This is a genomic window from Butyricimonas faecalis (assembly GCF_003991565.1).
GTDB lineage: Bacteria > Bacteroidota > Bacteroidia > Bacteroidales > Marinifilaceae > Butyricimonas > Butyricimonas faecalis.
In genome coordinates, this window is record NZ_CP032819.1 from 4,500,300 (window position 1) to 4,516,403 (window position 16,104).

A 16,104-nucleotide genomic window follows, 5' to 3' on the forward strand; every position below is an offset into this window, starting at 1 on the left:
CTCGATTTGGCTTTCAATATTTTAACACTTTTCTTGCAAATAGTTATTTACTGTTACAAGTTTACTTTAAATAAATGCTAATTCCTAGAATTGTTTTACTTTCTTTTTCCACACCCGGGGAATTCCCCGGGTGTGGAAAAAGAAAGTGTTTTTAAAACATGACCCTCGCGAATTTTTTCTTTTTATCGCGATGTGCCTGCTCGGGGACCATCCCTAGCACGGCCAAGTGAGGTCTTTTTTTGTTATAGACTTGAATGATCCTCTCGACGTGTTTCCTGGCGTCATTGATATCCTTCAACGATATATCGTTCAGCCATTCTCTCTTTAAAACCCCGTTAACCCTCTCGGCGATAGCGTTATCATAGGGAGAACCGTCCCGTGTCATGCTGATACTGACGTGATGTAACTTTAATATCCCCGTGTACACGGCAGAACAGTATTGCCCTCCCCTGTCGGAGTGGTGAATCAAGTTCTTGAACGAGTCGTTTTCACCGTTCTCCAGCGCGCGGTACAACGCTTTGACCGGTCCGTCCGAATCCAGGTTCGGGTGAACCTCCCATCCCATGATTTTCCTCGAGTAGGCGTCCGTCACCAGGGAAAGGTAAACGAAGCCTTTACCCGTGGAAAGGTAAGTGATATCGCTCACCCACACTTGATTGGCTCGTTCGATCTTGTAACCTTTCACCAGGTTCGGGTACTGCCTCCGCCAGGCACGAGAATCCGTGGTAATGACGCGATACTTCTTCATTTTCACCATCAGGTTATGACGGTGAAGTAAACGAAAAAGCCAGTCCCTGCCGACTTCCAAACCGTTAGCGTTTAGCATCTTCCATAACTTGAGAACACCCAGGCGGGGCAGGTCACGGCGGATCTCTTCAACGATGGAGAGAACGTAACGCTCGCGTTCCTCCCCCTCGTTACTCGAGCGAAGGCTCTTGTAATAAGCCTGCTTGCTGTAACCAAGCGAGTTGCACAGGTATTCCGTCATCGTTTTGCCCTCCCGCGCTTTTTGCCGTTCACCAATCCCGCTAATAGCATCTCCTCGTAGTTTTTTTTTACATCAACGTGAAGGCGGGTTTTAGCTAATTCCAGCATCAGCTCGTAAGCTTCTACAAGTACCTTTTGTTTCTCTACCTCTTCGCGTAAGCGTTCCAGTTCCTGCCGTTCCTTGTCTGTCATTGATAATAAAGTTTTAGGATTATCTACCGGTAAAGATAAGCGTTTGTAACTTTCTTCAGACAGCACCCGGGATTTATATTTATTCAACCACCCCTGGAACGTGGAAGAACAAACATTATACTTGATTAATACTTCCGAGAAATCAAGTTCCTCGATCAAGCGATCGCGTACTGCCGACAATTTTACCCGTACTGGAAAATGACGACGTTTGATAATTTTTTCTAATTCTGACATTGGTTTACTCTGGTTTACAGTAAACTTTTTTCAGGGTAATACATGTCAATGAATTTCACCCGTGGTTTATTGGAAAAGAATACGAAGTTTTATCGGAATATTTATTCTTCCGTGAATCAACATAACCTAAATGGGTTGGTGAAAGACATGCAATCGTTCGTGAAATCAGCTTCCCGGACACTGACAATTTTGACGGATAAGGATATTTACCGAGTTGATCCATTCGAATTTGCAGATTGGGAGATGAATAACGATCTTTTCTTTGTACCAATTGATGGAGATTTCCGCCCAAAGAATATGATGTTGTGGGAATATTGGGGTGTAGAGTTCTTGAATGTGAGCGGGAAAGTGTATCCAAGAAATTCATCATGGGGTAATTTGTATTACAATTTTTACATGTATACTCCTGATTTGGCTGACTATGATGTAAGTCAGATGATTGTTTGCGGGACGTATTATTATGCCGTACCTTATGCTTTTGATGAGAATAAGAATCGATTCCTTCAAGTAAATAGTCGTTATGATGGTTTCCTGCAATTTCGGGAGCAGAATCCGGGATTGTTGTTTGATGTAAATAACGTGGGTGCTTATGATGCAATATATATGGGAGAGGGTGAGAATGCCCAGTTAATGACTGTTTTCAAAGCAGAAAAAGGAGATGATTATTGGTTAGCAGCAATGCAGACTAAAGAGGAAGATACCGGAAGTAATTTGCCGAAAGGACGGTATGTTCTAACTAATTGTCCAGGAATAAATGAGGCTGTAGGTTTTGCCGCATCTCCAATCTCGACAGATTTTTATTATGCAACAAAAGATCAGATTTATACGATTGCCTTGGGAAATTCTCAGGATGTGATAGCGGAAAGCCGTTATATTGTGGATAAGGAGAGAGATGGGGAAATTACTTCTCTAACGATGTGGCGGGGGGAGTATGGACGGATGAACGTGAGTAGTGAAACAAGTACCACTGGAGTGACTACGCAAAATGCTCAATATCGAATGTTGATTATTACGACTTATAAAGAATCAACTGGGGAGGGGAAAGTGCTTACAATTCCAATTGTCAAACTGACGAGTGGGACTTTAGAACCTAATCGTGATATTCACGGGAGATATGAAGGATTTGGCCGGATTACGAAAGTGGCCTATAATAAAGTGGGAAACTAAAATAAGTGATTTATGAAAACAGTATTAAGAAATATAGGCTGTCTGTTATTACTGACAATGGGTTGGGTGGCTTGTAATGATGACGATGATAATATCGAGGTAGGGGTACGCCCGATTAACCCGGTTCGGGTGAGCGAAATTACCGGCTATAATGATCATTGGGGCGATTACACGTTGAAAATTCAATACGTGAATGATAAGTTGGAAAATATGAGTCGTTATGATAAAAACGGTCACCGAAAAGGGGGACTTTCAGTGACGAAAGAACAAGGTGTTACTACCTATGCCGTGAATGATTACGTGTATAACGTGGATGCCGATTCTATCGCTCGTTTGGATTTATCGCTGAAAGGAAAATATGGGGTTGGAAATTATTCTTTGGAAGATAGCATCCCTGTGATAGCAAGAACTTTGTACAAAGTGGATGTGACTCTTGATGAAGAGAGTATGGTTACACAGCAAGTATTTAGCTATTATATTCCTAAAACCGATTTTGGTTTAGGAGATGATTTTGATAATACCTATACACTGGATTATAAGGAGACTTTTATTTATGAGTACGGAGAAGGTACTTCAATTGTAAATGTCCGTTCGTTTTATGATACGTTTGCTCCGGATGATGCTAAAAATTATGAAACTCGTACACTTTATAAATATGAGTATGTGTATGATGGAAAGCGAATTATGACGAATCGAATTTACATGGTGAATAATCATAGCGAGTCAAGTTGGGATTTAATAAATGATCGTGTGTACACGTATTCTGGCAATAATTTGATTTCCGTGAAGGGGGACGGTTACTTGTTAGAAAAGAATTTCCGTGATGCCCGAACTTTGTCGTTGAATTTGAATGGAGAAACGACTTCTTACACGTTGGATGAATATGGCTTTCTGGTTAAAAGTGATAATGGTAAGGGAGGGGTGATAAACGTGACTTACGAACCCGGTAATGGGAATTTTTATCATTTGTATCGTTTGGATCGGGAACAAGAGGGTTTTCCGGTTATTAAATAGTGATGCGTGTAGTTTAGAGGGGCTGCTTGCAGCTCCTCTTCTATTTTAAAAGAAAAATATGACGAATTGTTTAAGATGGTTGATTTTGTTCTTATTCTTAGGGAATGTTGTTCTTGCGGATGAGAATAAAGTGCGTTGTGTTGTTCATGGCAAGTTAGTTGGAATGGAAGTGGAGGATGTACTTTTGGTAGATGCCACATTGGATTCCCGTTATCATGGAACAAAAGTTGTTGTGAAGGATCATTGTTTTGAAGATGTGTTGGAATTACCACATGCGAAAGGGTATAAATTGATATTTGTAACCCGAAAACCATGGAAATGGTATACTGTTCCTTTCATTGCGGAAGACGGGGAAGTGGATATTACAGTGAATGTAGATAAGAATTACACGGTGAAAGGGGGAAAATTTAATGAGAGATATCAAAAATACCGGGAATTGCAACGGCAGGAAATAGGTTGGAAACAATACTCTTTTATGCATAAATTCTGTGAGGGACAATGGGATGAGTTGTATCTTTTTCTAGTGATAGAAGAATTACAGCGGAGACAAACGTATCAGTCTGAATTAGATGAAGAATTAGAGCGTGCTTATCATGTTTTGGCAGAGAAATTTGTTTTTAGCGACTATACTCGTTTGGGGAGAATGTTAGTTGATGGTTTCCATAATATCAGACCTGGGGGACATTATGTCGACTTTGAGGCTCCCGATCTTGAAGGATGTAAGGTGAAACTTTCGGATGTTATAAAAGGGAAAGTTGCTATTATTGATTTGTGGGCTTCTTGGTGCATGCCTTGTAGGGCAAAGGCCAAAGCGATGATCCCGCTTTACGAAAAGTATAAAGATCGCGGCTTTAAAATTGTTGGTGTAGCACGGGAATTTAAGAATACAGATCGCATGAAACAGGCGATAAAGCAGGATGGCTATCCTTGGTTGCAACTAGTTGAATTGGATGATGGTTATCAAATATGGACTCGGTATATGTTAGGAAATGCCGGAGGCGGAGTGTTTGTGGTCGATAGGGATGGGAAAATTTTAGCCGTGAATCCGAAACCTGAAGAGGTGCAGAAAATTTTGGAGCAAAAATTAGGAGAGCAGTGAATTTAATCCATGAATAAAGCCGAATCATTCTTTATTAGTAGAAAAAGATTCGGCTTTATGATTTGATCGATATATGAGTTTATTTGTGTTTGTCACAGCCTCCGCATCCGGAGCATTCGTGATTTTCGTTTATAGTGGCCGGGTCGCCGTGTCCACCTCTTGGGCCGCCACGTCTGTCCATCATTTCTTTCCGGTGTTTCTCCATTTCTTGTTTTCTCTTTTCCTGATTGGTCAAGTAAGTTTTATATTGTTCTTCCGTTAAGATTTTCTTCAGAGAAAGGTTTTGCTGCTCTTCCATTTTTTTCATGTTGACCATCACGGAATCTCGTTGTCCTTGATATTTTTTCATGAGTTCGTCTCTCTGTTGGAAGTTTTTGGTAAACAAATCTTTCACCTGTTTTTCTTGTTGCTCGTTGAGCTTCAATTCAGTTTTCATTTGTTCAACCTGTCTTTTTACCATTTCTTCGGGGTTTCTGGGACCTCTTTGGCCGCGATGTTGTGGGCCGTGTTGTTGTGCGCTTAAACTTACCGTCATTAAAATGAATAATGACGAAATGATCAGGGTTACTGTTTTCATGTTTTTATTCTTTAATCGTTTATAATTACATGGTATCTATATGGAGAATTCCATGCTTGTATTGAAATGTTTCTGATTCTAAGACAAAACGAAAATGAAAAGGTTTATTCTCATGATGAAAACAAAAGGGATGTTTTGGTTTGGATTTATTACACGAAAATTCAATTTTTGGTTTGGATTTATTACAAATATTGATGTTATTTGGTTTGGTTTTGTTACAAATGTATTTATCTTTGTGCCGTAACTTATTTTAAAACAATGAATTTATGATATATCGGTATGCACTGGCTTATTTGGAAACATGGAAAAAGAATCCTATGAGAAAACCTCTGATTTTACGTGGGGCGAGACAAGTAGGAAAGACTACTTTGGTGGAAAGTTTTGCCACGGGTTTTGATTGTTTTCTAAAGTTGAATTTGGATGAGGAAGAGGATCGTCAGTTATTTATTCAGTACCGGGAGATTCATAGGTTGATTGAAGCAATCTTTTTTTATTTGAAGAAGAGTCCTGTTGAGGGGGCCGTTTTGCTTTTTATTGATGAGATACAAAATTCGCCAGAGGCGGTGGCTATGCTTCGTTATTTCTATGAAAAACGACCTGATATATACGTTATTGCGGCTGGTTCTTTATTAGAAAATGTTATCGATCGGAAAATATCTTTTCCGGTGGGGCGTGTGGAATATATGGCATTACATCCTTGTTCTTTTTTGGAATATTTGAATGGAATAGGTGAAGATTTTGATAGACAAGCTATTGAAAACTTGAAAGCAGATGCAATTCATGATCGGCTAATGTATGAGTTCCGCAAATATTGTATTGTGGGAGGGATGCCTGAGGCAATTAAAATGTATGCTCAAACAAGGGATTTACTTTCACTCGATACTGTTTATGATAGTTTAATAACTTCATATAGCGATGATGTGGAAAAATATTCTCCGAATGACACGCAAACTAAAATAATGAGACATATACTGGAAGTTGGATGGCAAAAGGGAGGAGAAACAATTACTTTTGAACGGTTCGGTGGATCGGAATATCGTTCGAGAGAAGTCGGCGAGGCATTTCGTACGATTCAGAAAGCGATGTTATTAGAATTGGTTTATCCCACGTTGAATAATCGACTGCCTCTGGAGGCACAATTGAGTCGTCGGCCTAAATTAATTTGGTTGGATACCGGATTGATGAATTATAAGGCTGAAGTTCGAGAGGAAGTGTTCTCTGTTTCAGATATTTCGGATGCCTATCGGGGGTATGTGGCAGAGCATATTGTGGCTCAGGAATTGTTGGCACATACGACAAAAGTATCCGAACGGCGTTATTATTGGGTTGGTAATAAAAGGAATTCAATGGCTGAAGTTGATTTTGTATGGAAACGACAGCCTTATGTGCTACCTGTTGAAGTGAAAACTGGAACGAACGCCCATCTTCGTTCGCTTCATATTTTTATGTCTGACGCTCCACACGATTTAGCGATCAGGGTTTGGAGTGGTCGAATGAGTGTGGACGAAGTAAAAGAGTCTGGTACGGGCAAAGTATTTAGGTTGCTTAATATTCCGTATTATTATGTGGGTGTCTTGGATAAAATTTTGGATGGTATGTCATGATAAACATTGTATAAGTGTGATAAGCGATGCTCTTGGTCACGATTCTGAAAAGGCCATTCTCATTTACGGTCTACACTTGATTCATCAGTGGTGGATGATGCCAATAGTGAGATTTTGGTTGCGTTAGGAGAATGGTAGTTTGCCTTGTCTGCTATTGACGAAAACTGTGTAAATACACAAAAATTGTCTTCAGAGGCTCTCCAAGCATTGACACTTGGTGAGCCTTTTTGTTTTATGGATATTAGCGTGTCATCAAGCATAAACAATTGATTAAAATTGTTTTGAACAGATTTGAATAAGTGTGTTTTTCAAGATTATTGCTTGTTTTATAATTAAAAGCGCTATCTTCGTAGACGAAAACTGTGTAAATACACAAAAATTGTACTTATATGAGGTTCGAAAGAGAGCATTATATCAATAAGTTGATAAGCAGTAAACACAATCACTTGATTAAGATTGTTACTGGGTTACGACGAGTAGGCAAATCGTATTTGCTATTCAACCTTTATAAACAACACCTTTTGACAAATGGTGTTGATGTTAATCATATTATAGAGTTACAGCTTGATTCTTTTGCACATAGGAAATATCGCAAGGCTGAAACTCTATATGAATATGTTGAAAACCTGACTAATCAAGATTCTCAAATGTATTATGTGATGATTGATGAAGTTCAGATGTTGGAGGATTTCGTAGATGTCCTTAATGGTTTTCTACATATAGAAAATCTTGATGTATACGTAACAGGAAGCAATGCAAAATTTCTGTCTTCAGATATCGTTACTGAGTTCAGAGGACGTGGAGTTCAAATCCATCTTCAACCATTATCTTTTAAAGAAATAAAAGAGGTCTCAGACGAAGATACCTCTTCATTGTGGCGCGATTACATTTACTATGGTGGTCTACCAATGGTTGTCCTTGAGAATGATAAAGCACGAAAAGCTGAAGTGCTTCAAGAACTGCTTAAAGAGACATATTTAAGTGATATAATCAACCGCAACAGTGTGAAAAATGATGCAGAATTGGAAGAGTTGTTCTGTCTTTTGGCATCTAATATCGGAACATTGACCAATCCCAATAAGCTTGCAAATACATTCGTCAGTGAGAAGAAGGTAAAAATAGGCCACAATACAATAAAGACTTATATAGATTACTTTATTGATTCTTTTCTCATAAACAAAGCAGTTCGTTATGACATCAAAGGAAAGAAATATATCGATACACCTTACAAATACTATTTTGCAGACTTGGGATTACGTAATGCACTTCTTAATTTTCGGCAAGTGGAACCAACTCACATCATGGAGAATATCATATACAATCATCTGATAGGTCATGGTTATAAAGTGGATGTGGGGTGTGTTACATTTTATCAGAAAGATGATGAAGGTAAAACTGTTAGAATCACACTTGAGATTGATTTTGTTTGTAATAGAGGCAGTGAAAGAGTATACATACAATCCGCCTATTCGTTGCCGGACGAAGATAAACAAAAGCAAGAACAACGTTCCCTTACTCTAACGAACGACTCTTTTACAAAAATAATTATCACAACTGATGATATTCCAACACATACGACGGCAAACGGTATTATCATGATGAATGTCTTTGATTACCTTCTGGGGTAAGAATATTTAATCATAGCTAAGATGTAGAGATTCTATAATAGTTGAACTAATAATCAGTTTTTTACAAAAGTTGTACACGACTATGTACTGTTGGGCGGAGAATGTGCTGCTGCGAAATTGTACGGTATTTGAGGAGTTCCACGGGTGATTGTACTGGATGAAGATAATCGAATAGTTGCAACTGGCTTGAGAGGAAAGGAATTTCAGAAAAAAGCGAATTGTAAGGGTAATATGAAAGAATGGTAGATGTGTGTGGTTAGATAAGGAAACATAGAAGATATTTTATTGTATCTTTGCACTAGAAAATGGTGTTAATTTGGATACAAGAGATGTAGATATAATCCAGGAATTTGCTCGCGGAGGGGAGAGGGCGTTTCGTGTCTTGTACGATAGGTATGCGGTTGCATTACGTTATTTTGCCGCGAAGTACTTGAACGAGGACACGATGATTGATGATGTCGTGCAGGATGCTTTTGTCGATTTGTGGGAGAAAAGGGCGGATTTCCGGGGGGAATATGCCGTGAAAGCTTATCTGTATAAAGCTGTGCGGAATGATTGTCTCAATTTGATGCGCCACCAACAGGTGGAGGATAAGTATGCCAAGCGGGTGGTTACGGAGGGGGAGGATTCCGAATCATTTTTGGATCGGATTCTGGAATCAGAGATTTTCCAGACCCTATCGGATGTATTCAATGAATTACCCCCGGCGTGTAAAGAAGTCTACCAGATGAGTCTTGACGGGAAAAGCCATGAAGAGATCGCACAAACGTTGAATATATCGGTTAACACGGTCAAAAAGCATAAGAACAATGCTAATCATTACATGAGGGAGCGGTTGAAAAATGTTCTTTCTATACTTGCTTGGATTTCTTGAGTACTCCGAAAAAGGGGAAAGGAAATTGTTTTGCCGTAAATTTCAAAAATAATTGGTTTTTGTATTACACCAAATGAAGGTTTGCGTGCTTTAGTATAAAATGAACATCAGAACATGGAGATTCAGAATAATGATCGGATAAAACAAATGGTCGTTCGCTACGTGAAAGGTGAGTTGAGCGAGGAGGAGATGGACGAGCTAAAACGCTGGCGAGACGAGCGAGTGGAGCATGAGGAGTTGTTCCGGAACGTGGTTTCCAAGGAGAAATTGGAGAGAGGGATTCGTCGTTTCGTGAAGACTCCTGAGCAGCAGGAATTGGAATGGAACCAAATTTTAAACCGGACGGTGCGGAAGAAACGGCGTTCTCGGAAAATGTCATGGATGCGTTATGCTGCTTTGTTTATTTTGCCTTTGCTGGTAGGTGGAATCGTGTATCTTTCATGGGATTCCACTCGGGAAATGGAACTTGTAGAAACTTCTCCTCGGATTGTTCCTGGTGTATCCATGGCCGAGTTGGTGTTGCCGGATGGAACGAAAGTGTGGTTAGGTCAAGAAGCAAATCGGGCGTTGGAAAAGGGTGTGAAGAATAGCGGAGATACGCTGAATTATACAGAAATGGGTTCCGGGGGGATGCAAGACTCCTGCGAGATATATCACACCTTGCGTGTCCCTCGCGGAGGAGAATATACATTGGTATTGGCCGACGGAACCACAGTTTATTTGAATGCCGAGTCGGAGTTAAGATTCCCGAAACAATTCAAAGGGAAGAATCGGAAAGTGTATTTGGAAGGAGAGGGATATTTTGATGTGCGGCGTAACGAGAAACAGCCTTTTATTGTTGAGGTGAAACAAGTCGAGGTGCGGGTGTTGGGAACTTCGTTCGGAGTTCGGGCTTACACGGGGGAGGAGAACGTGTTGACCACTTTGGTGCAGGGACGGGTGAACGTGGAGGCGGGAGGAAAACAAGTGGAGTTATCTCCCGGGCAACAGGCTGATTTTAATCGAGGGAATGATCGGTTAACCGTGGCTGAGGTGGATGTAGAACAGTATGTCGGTTGGAAGGATGGTCGCTTGGTATTTGATAACAAACCCTTGGAATTTATACTGGAAGAATTAGGCCGCTGGTACTCGTTTGACGTGTTCTACTCGAATAATGAGTTGAAAGAGATTCCTTATTCGTTGAACATCAAAAAACATGAGGATATTGCTCAGGTGCTGAAGTTTGTTGAACGAACCGGGAAAGTGAAATTTGAAATTAATAAGAATACGATTATAGTGAAATAAAAAAACAAAGAGCAGTGCTGCAAACACTGCCCCTTGTCAAACTTTTTCAATCCTGCTGCAAACAGGAATTGAATGATTGTCGAATCTTAATTACAAAGTTATGAAAAAAAAGTGTTATGCCTACGTGGATAGGCATAGAAAATTAATGAAGTTAATTCTAATGATGAAGGCGACGTTTATTTTATCGGTTTTATTCGCACTACAAGTGCATGCCGGGGTTTATTCCCAGCAGGTACGGATGAGTATGGAATTTGAAAGTGCGTCGATTAAACAAATTATTAACGAGATCAAATTGCACACGGAGTTCAGTTTCGTGTACAGTGATGCGGATTTAGAAGGGATTGTGAATAAGGATGTTATGTTTAAAGATGCTACGATTGAAGATATTTTAAATAGTTGCTTGAAAGGTACCGGGCTGAAGTATTCTATTGAAGAGAAGACCATCGTGATATGGAAGAAAACTGTTCTGCCGCAGAAACAAGTGGCGGAGCGAATTGTTAAGGGTGTTGTGCTTGATAAACAGGGAACTCCACTGCCGGGAACGACGGTCGTGTTGAAGGGAACGACGTCGGGAGTCGTGGCGGATTCTATTGGACGTTTTCAAATCAAATTACCGGAGCAGGGAACGCATGTGCTTGTTTTCTCGTTCGTGGGAATGAAAAAGCAGGAGATTCCGGTGTCCGGTAAGGAGTTTATTAAAGTTGTGCTGGAGGAGGATAGCGAGAATCTAGGCGATGTGGTGGTGACCGGTTATCAGACGATTTCCAAGGAGCGTGCCACGGGTGCTTACTCGATCGTGGATGCAGAGACATTGGGACGGAAGCCGACCTCCAATCTCGCGCAAGCGTTGGTAGGGTTGGTACCGGGATTGACGGTGGTGAGCGCACCGGTGGATGGGCAAGTTCGTTTTGCCATCCGGGGACAAGGTACTATATCGCAAGTCAGTATGGGAGGAGCTAATTGGAAGGCGGACAACGATCCGTTGATCGTGGTGGATGGTTTCCCTATCAGTGGTTATATGCTTGAGAGCGATCCGTTTTCATCCATTAACCCGAACGATGTGGAGTCGGTGACAGTGTTGAAGGATGCGGCTGCGACTTCCATTTACGGGGCGCGTGCGGCAAACGGGGTGATTGTGATTACCACGAAGAGGGGCAAGTCGAAAAGCAGGTTGGATATTTCGGCCGATGCTTACTGGTCGGTGAGTTCTCGGGCGGATTTGGACTATTTGTTTAACATGGCATCGGCGGAGAACCAGTTCCGTTTTGAGGAGTTGGTGCATAAGTATAAACCGATTAATCTTACCAGTAATGACCCTTACTTGAGAGCCAGCGCACGGCGGTTTTATATGTCGGCTCCATACAGCATGCTGTACGAGCGGGATAATAGAAGGAATCTTACCGCGGAGGAGTACGAGGCTAAAAAACGGGAACTTATCGAACGGGGAAACCGTGGGGCGTGGAAAGATGATTTGAACGAATATATTTTTCAGCGTATGGTGCGTCAGCAGTACAACGTGTCGTTACGGGGAGCGGCTGAAAAGTTGAATTACGCTTTTTCGGCTTCTTATGATGACGAGGATAGTTACCTGCAGGAGAACGGTAGTCGGCGTTTGTTGCTGAACCTTTCGAGCAATGCCCGGTTGACGAGAAATTTGTCATTCGAGTTGGCGGTGAATACCATGTTTAGCAGAGAGGAAAACAATGGTACGAGTATTGAAAGCGTGCGGGGATGGCTTAGCCCGTGGACTCGCTTGAAGGATGATGAAGGAAACTTTACGCATATATCGACCTCGCAGACGGTGTACGAGCCTCTGTTAATGTCGGGGGACTATTATGCCGGAAAGACTCCGGCAGACTGGACGTATAATCCTGTTACAGACCGGGATTACACGGATAATTATTCGAAGACGATGAATTACAGGATACAAGGTGGTTTCGAGTACCGTACGGACTGGGGATTGAACGTGAGTGCTAAAGGCCAGTACGAGCAACGGCGGTATAACGAGCACGTGTCCTACGATCCGGAATCCTTCTACGTGAGGGACTTGTATAACACCTATTCAACATTGAACGAAGTGGGTCGGTATATTTCTTATTTCCCGACAGGGGGCGTATTCTCGAACAAGGGACACACCTACGAGGCTTATAATTTGCGCGGGCAGGTCGATTACAACTACGAGAAAGATAAACACGCGTTCAATGCATTGTTTGGTACGGAGGTGATTTCTGCCACGACCGAGAGTGACCCCAAAGTGACACGTTACGGGTATAACAAGTATACGAACTCCGTACTGACAGAGTTGGACTATGTGACAAGAAAAGAGAATATTTTTGGGGTATCTTCGTATATGCCTTTCGAAAAATTGGGAAGCCTTTCGACGCTGGAAGACCGTTTCTTCTCGGTGTATGCGAATGCGGCTTACACTTATGACAATCGCTATTCGGTGACAGTTAGTTTCCGTACAGATGCTTCTAATTTCCAAGCGGAAAGTGTGCGCGACAAATTTTCTCCCTTCTGGTCGTTCGGTGCCAGTTGGTTGATCTCGAACGAACAGTTCATGGAACAGGAGACTTGGGTCGACCAGTTGAAATTGCGCGTATCGTACGGTTTAGCGGGGATTGCTGCAGGCAAGTCGGGAACCTCTAGCGTGACGACAGTAGAGGTACATCCGGGTAGCTTGATTTATTCCGGGGGAGAGTCTTTCAACAAGATAGCGGAACGCGGGAATAATACCTTGACCTGGGAAAAGTCTCGGACGTTAAATATCGGTGCGGACGTGGCCTTCTTCGGACATAAATTGAGTGGTAGCGTGGAGTTTTATAACAAGTTCTCATACGATGTGCTGGCGAATACGACCGTACCGGTGATTTCTCAGGGCGTGGAAAGTATGAAATTGAACAACGCGGAGATCGTGAATCGAGGTGTAGAGTTTTCGATCAGTTCGAATTTGCCGGTAGTGGGGGATTTGAGTTGGAATGGGACACTAAATTATTCCTACAACCACAATGAGTTGAAGAAATTCGGTTACACGGGGCCTTATATGGCGGTTGGTAATTCTTACGTGGAGGGGCGTCCGATCGGTTCTTACTCTGTTTTGAAGCCGGCGGGATATTCTCCGGAAGGGTACGTGATGTTGGAAGGGAAAGACGGTTCCCTGGAAACGATTATGGATTATTATTCCGGGCATGTGATGGATTTTGTGACTCCCCAGGATGGTCAAACGGCTGACGATAATAATTGGGCTTACTATTTGGGGACAACAGAACCGAAGAGCACGTTGAGTTTCAGCAATATGTTCACGTGGAAAGGGGTGACCTTTTCTTTCATGCTTACGGGACAGTTCGGTTATTACGTGATGACGGATTATTATGATAGTTTTTCATTAAATACGAATAACCTTGCGGCTTATTCCAAACGTTTGGACCGGGCTTTTGAAGTGTATGACGAAGGGTATGCCAACCAGACCTCTTATTCCGAGTTGCCGCTTTATAACGATGATAATAAAGCCGGGTTTGTGGAGGGCTACGCGGCTTCGGGTACAGCTATGGCTGCCATGTATTTCAGGAATAATTTCATAAAGGGTGATCATATCCGTTTGAACGAGATATTCCTCGGGTATGACTTGCCACAAAGCCTGTTGGCGAAACAAGGTGTGTTCAGCCGTATCAACGTGTACGCACAAGCGAGCAACTTGGGGTTGATTTGGAGTGCAAACGGAAAAATGGATCCGAATTATCCGCTTGGAAGTTTGAAACCGATGCCTGTTTTCACATTTGGATTGAAACTCGGTTTCAAGAATTGGTAACGAGTATGAATGGATAAAACAGTAAAAGAGATGAGAAAAATATACACGATAGTATTTTTGCTGGCAGCCTTGGTTCTGGGCTCATGCAGTGATTTCTTGGATGAGACTACGGACAAGTCGGGTAGCGCTTATATATATCACATGGATCAACTCTACGGGTTGACCGGTAGTACGGATCTTTATTTATTTTCAAATGTGATAAACGGGGAAGGAATTTCCGGTACCGCTTACCTGACGGAATTTCTTCCGTTGACAGATGCGGTGGAAATGACCCCGGAGTTTTACGTGTACGGGCTGCAGTCAGGCGAACCGATGACGTACCCGTCATATTGTTGGCAGGGTGAAACATTGATGACAGCATCTTGGATGATGTGGACCTGGACCCCGGCTTGGGAACGGATCTATCGTTTCAACACGGTGTTGGAATATCTGGATAAAGTGGTTCAGACAACGGAAGCTGTCCGCAACCAAGTGGAAGGCGAAGCCCGTTTCGGGAGGGCCTATTACCATTTTATGTTGTTGACACAGTATTGCTTGTGGGGGGAGGATAAACCGGGCATCGGTTACCGGGATAATACTTCGGCAGGAGAGATTCCTAAGCGTGAAACGGTAGGCTATACGCTGGAGCGTATTTACGAGGATTTGAGATTGGCGGAAGAGGCTTTGATTAAAGCGGGGCGCACGACGTTCGACCAGGCTCATAATTACCGTCCGACGGTTCCGACCGTGCAGGCGTTCCGGGCACGGGTGGCCCTGTACCGGGGAGATTACGAGTTGGCCTTGTCGAATGCAACGGAAGCGTTGAAAGCGCACGGTACACTGGTGGATTTTAAGAATGATCCCGACTACGAGTTGGAAGCGTGGTGGTGGATTAACGTGTTGGATGAAGAGGGGGAGGTTGCAGATGTTATCGAGATCAGTTCGATGTTTGCACTGGAAGACATGGATACCGAGGCGGTAGCAAAATACGAGGAGTTGTATTTGCCCAATGTATCTTGGGAAGGAATGGGTGGTACTTGTCCGATTTCAGAGTTTTTTTACAACCTTTGGGATCGGGAGAACGATGCCCGCTGGATATATTTCTATAGTTCTTGCACGCCTCTTCAGATGACTTATGGAAAGCTTATTAATATGGATCCGGATACTTCGGAGGATTATATCAGTTATGAAAATTGGCAGCATCTGAAACCTTGGAATTTATACAGTTATTCGCGTTTTGCCGGTAATTCGCTTATCGGTATGACAACAGCGGAGATGTACTTGATCAAGACGGAGTGTGAGGCTCGAAGCGGGAAGACGGGAATGGCGGCCGAAACATTGAAAACGTTGCGTTGCACCCGTTTTATGGATGACGCCTCGGCCGAGGCGGGTGTTACCGGTAGCGTGCAGGAGGTGCTCGACGAGCGTTTGCGCGAGATGGGGGCTTTCTGGCGATTCTATGATGTCAAACGTTTGAACGGAGCTGAGAATGCCGGGATTTATATCCGCCGCGAGATATTGACTGATCCTTCCGATTTGAGTACACGCAAGCAATTGGAAATCGCCCCGGACGATCCGCGTTGGGCATTGCCTTTCTATACCTTTGAGGCGGCTACTATGGGTTGGGAACAGAATGGAGGTTGGGAATAATAAATAA

Annotated in this window: 12 protein-coding genes; 9 read left to right on the forward strand and 3 right to left on the reverse strand. The window is 42.5% G+C overall.

Going from position 1 to position 16,104, the window contains the following annotated elements; genetic code table 11:
• Window positions 1-151: 151 nt before the first annotated feature.
• Window positions 152-988 carry an IS3 family transposase gene (locus D8S85_RS19175; protein WP_127075551.1) on the reverse strand — a complete coding sequence of 279 codons (837 nt, stop codon included), beginning with the start codon at window positions 986-988 and terminating at the stop codon, window positions 152-154.
• Window positions 985-1,413: a hypothetical protein gene (locus tag D8S85_RS19180; RefSeq protein ID WP_106482118.1), complete on the reverse strand. Its 429-nt coding sequence runs from the start codon at window positions 1,411-1,413 to the stop codon at window positions 985-987. The genes D8S85_RS19175 and D8S85_RS19180 overlap by 4 nt, the downstream gene beginning before the upstream one ends.
• Before the next feature lie 48 nt (window positions 1,414-1,461).
• Between D8S85_RS19180 and D8S85_RS19185 the strand changes: the two genes are divergently transcribed.
• Genes D8S85_RS19185 through D8S85_RS19195 form a run of 3 tightly spaced genes read left to right on the forward strand, consistent with a single transcriptional unit; the run spans window position 1,462 to window position 4,693 of the window.
• Window positions 1,462-2,580 (forward strand): hypothetical protein, encoded by a 1,119-nt coding sequence (locus tag D8S85_RS19185; RefSeq protein ID WP_127075553.1) that lies wholly within the window; start codon window positions 1,462-1,464, stop codon window positions 2,578-2,580.
• A gap of 12 nt (window positions 2,581-2,592) precedes the next feature.
• Window positions 2,593-3,594 (forward strand): hypothetical protein, encoded by a 1,002-nt coding sequence (locus D8S85_RS19190; RefSeq protein WP_127075555.1) that lies wholly within the window; start codon window positions 2,593-2,595, stop codon window positions 3,592-3,594.
• A gap of 58 nt (window positions 3,595-3,652) precedes the next feature.
• Window positions 3,653-4,693 carry a TlpA disulfide reductase family protein gene (locus tag D8S85_RS19195; RefSeq protein ID WP_106482124.1) on the forward strand — a complete coding sequence of 347 codons (1,041 nt, stop codon included), beginning with the start codon at window positions 3,653-3,655 and terminating at the stop codon, window positions 4,691-4,693.
• A 79-nt stretch (window positions 4,694-4,772) separates the two neighbouring features.
• On the opposite strand, the gene D8S85_RS19200 is transcribed toward D8S85_RS19195, so the two are convergent.
• Window positions 4,773-5,270 (reverse strand): hypothetical protein, encoded by a 498-nt coding sequence (locus D8S85_RS19200; RefSeq protein ID WP_127075557.1) that lies wholly within the window; start codon window positions 5,268-5,270, stop codon window positions 4,773-4,775.
• A 266-nt stretch (window positions 5,271-5,536) separates the two neighbouring features.
• Between D8S85_RS19200 and D8S85_RS19205 the strand changes: the two genes are divergently transcribed.
• From D8S85_RS19205 to D8S85_RS19230, 6 genes are all read left to right on the forward strand, one after another.
• Window positions 5,537-6,874: an ATP-binding protein gene (locus D8S85_RS19205; protein WP_106482128.1), complete on the forward strand. Its 1,338-nt coding sequence runs from the start codon at window positions 5,537-5,539 to the stop codon at window positions 6,872-6,874.
• 389 nt (window positions 6,875-7,263) lie between these two features.
• Window positions 7,264-8,502, forward strand: a complete 1,239-nt coding sequence (locus tag D8S85_RS19210; RefSeq protein ID WP_106482130.1) for an ATP-binding protein — start codon at window positions 7,264-7,266, stop codon at window positions 8,500-8,502.
• A gap of 316 nt (window positions 8,503-8,818) precedes the next feature.
• Entirely contained in the window at window positions 8,819-9,376 is a 558-nt protein-coding gene (locus D8S85_RS19215; RefSeq protein WP_106482131.1) for an RNA polymerase sigma-70 factor, read from the forward strand.
• Window positions 9,377-9,490: 114 nt separating this feature from the next.
• Window positions 9,491-10,660, forward strand: a complete 1,170-nt coding sequence (locus tag D8S85_RS19220) for a FecR family protein (RefSeq protein WP_106482133.1) — start codon at window positions 9,491-9,493, stop codon at window positions 10,658-10,660.
• A gap of 100 nt (window positions 10,661-10,760) precedes the next feature.
• A complete protein-coding gene (locus D8S85_RS19225) occupies window positions 10,761-14,468 on the forward strand; it encodes a SusC/RagA family TonB-linked outer membrane protein (protein WP_106482135.1) in 3,708 nt (1,235 codons plus the stop codon).
• Window positions 14,469-14,498: 30 nt separating this feature from the next.
• Window positions 14,499-16,097 (forward strand): RagB/SusD family nutrient uptake outer membrane protein, encoded by a 1,599-nt coding sequence (locus D8S85_RS19230; RefSeq protein WP_158641649.1) that lies wholly within the window; start codon window positions 14,499-14,501, stop codon window positions 16,095-16,097.
• The last annotated feature ends 7 nt before the right edge of the window (window positions 16,098-16,104 follow it).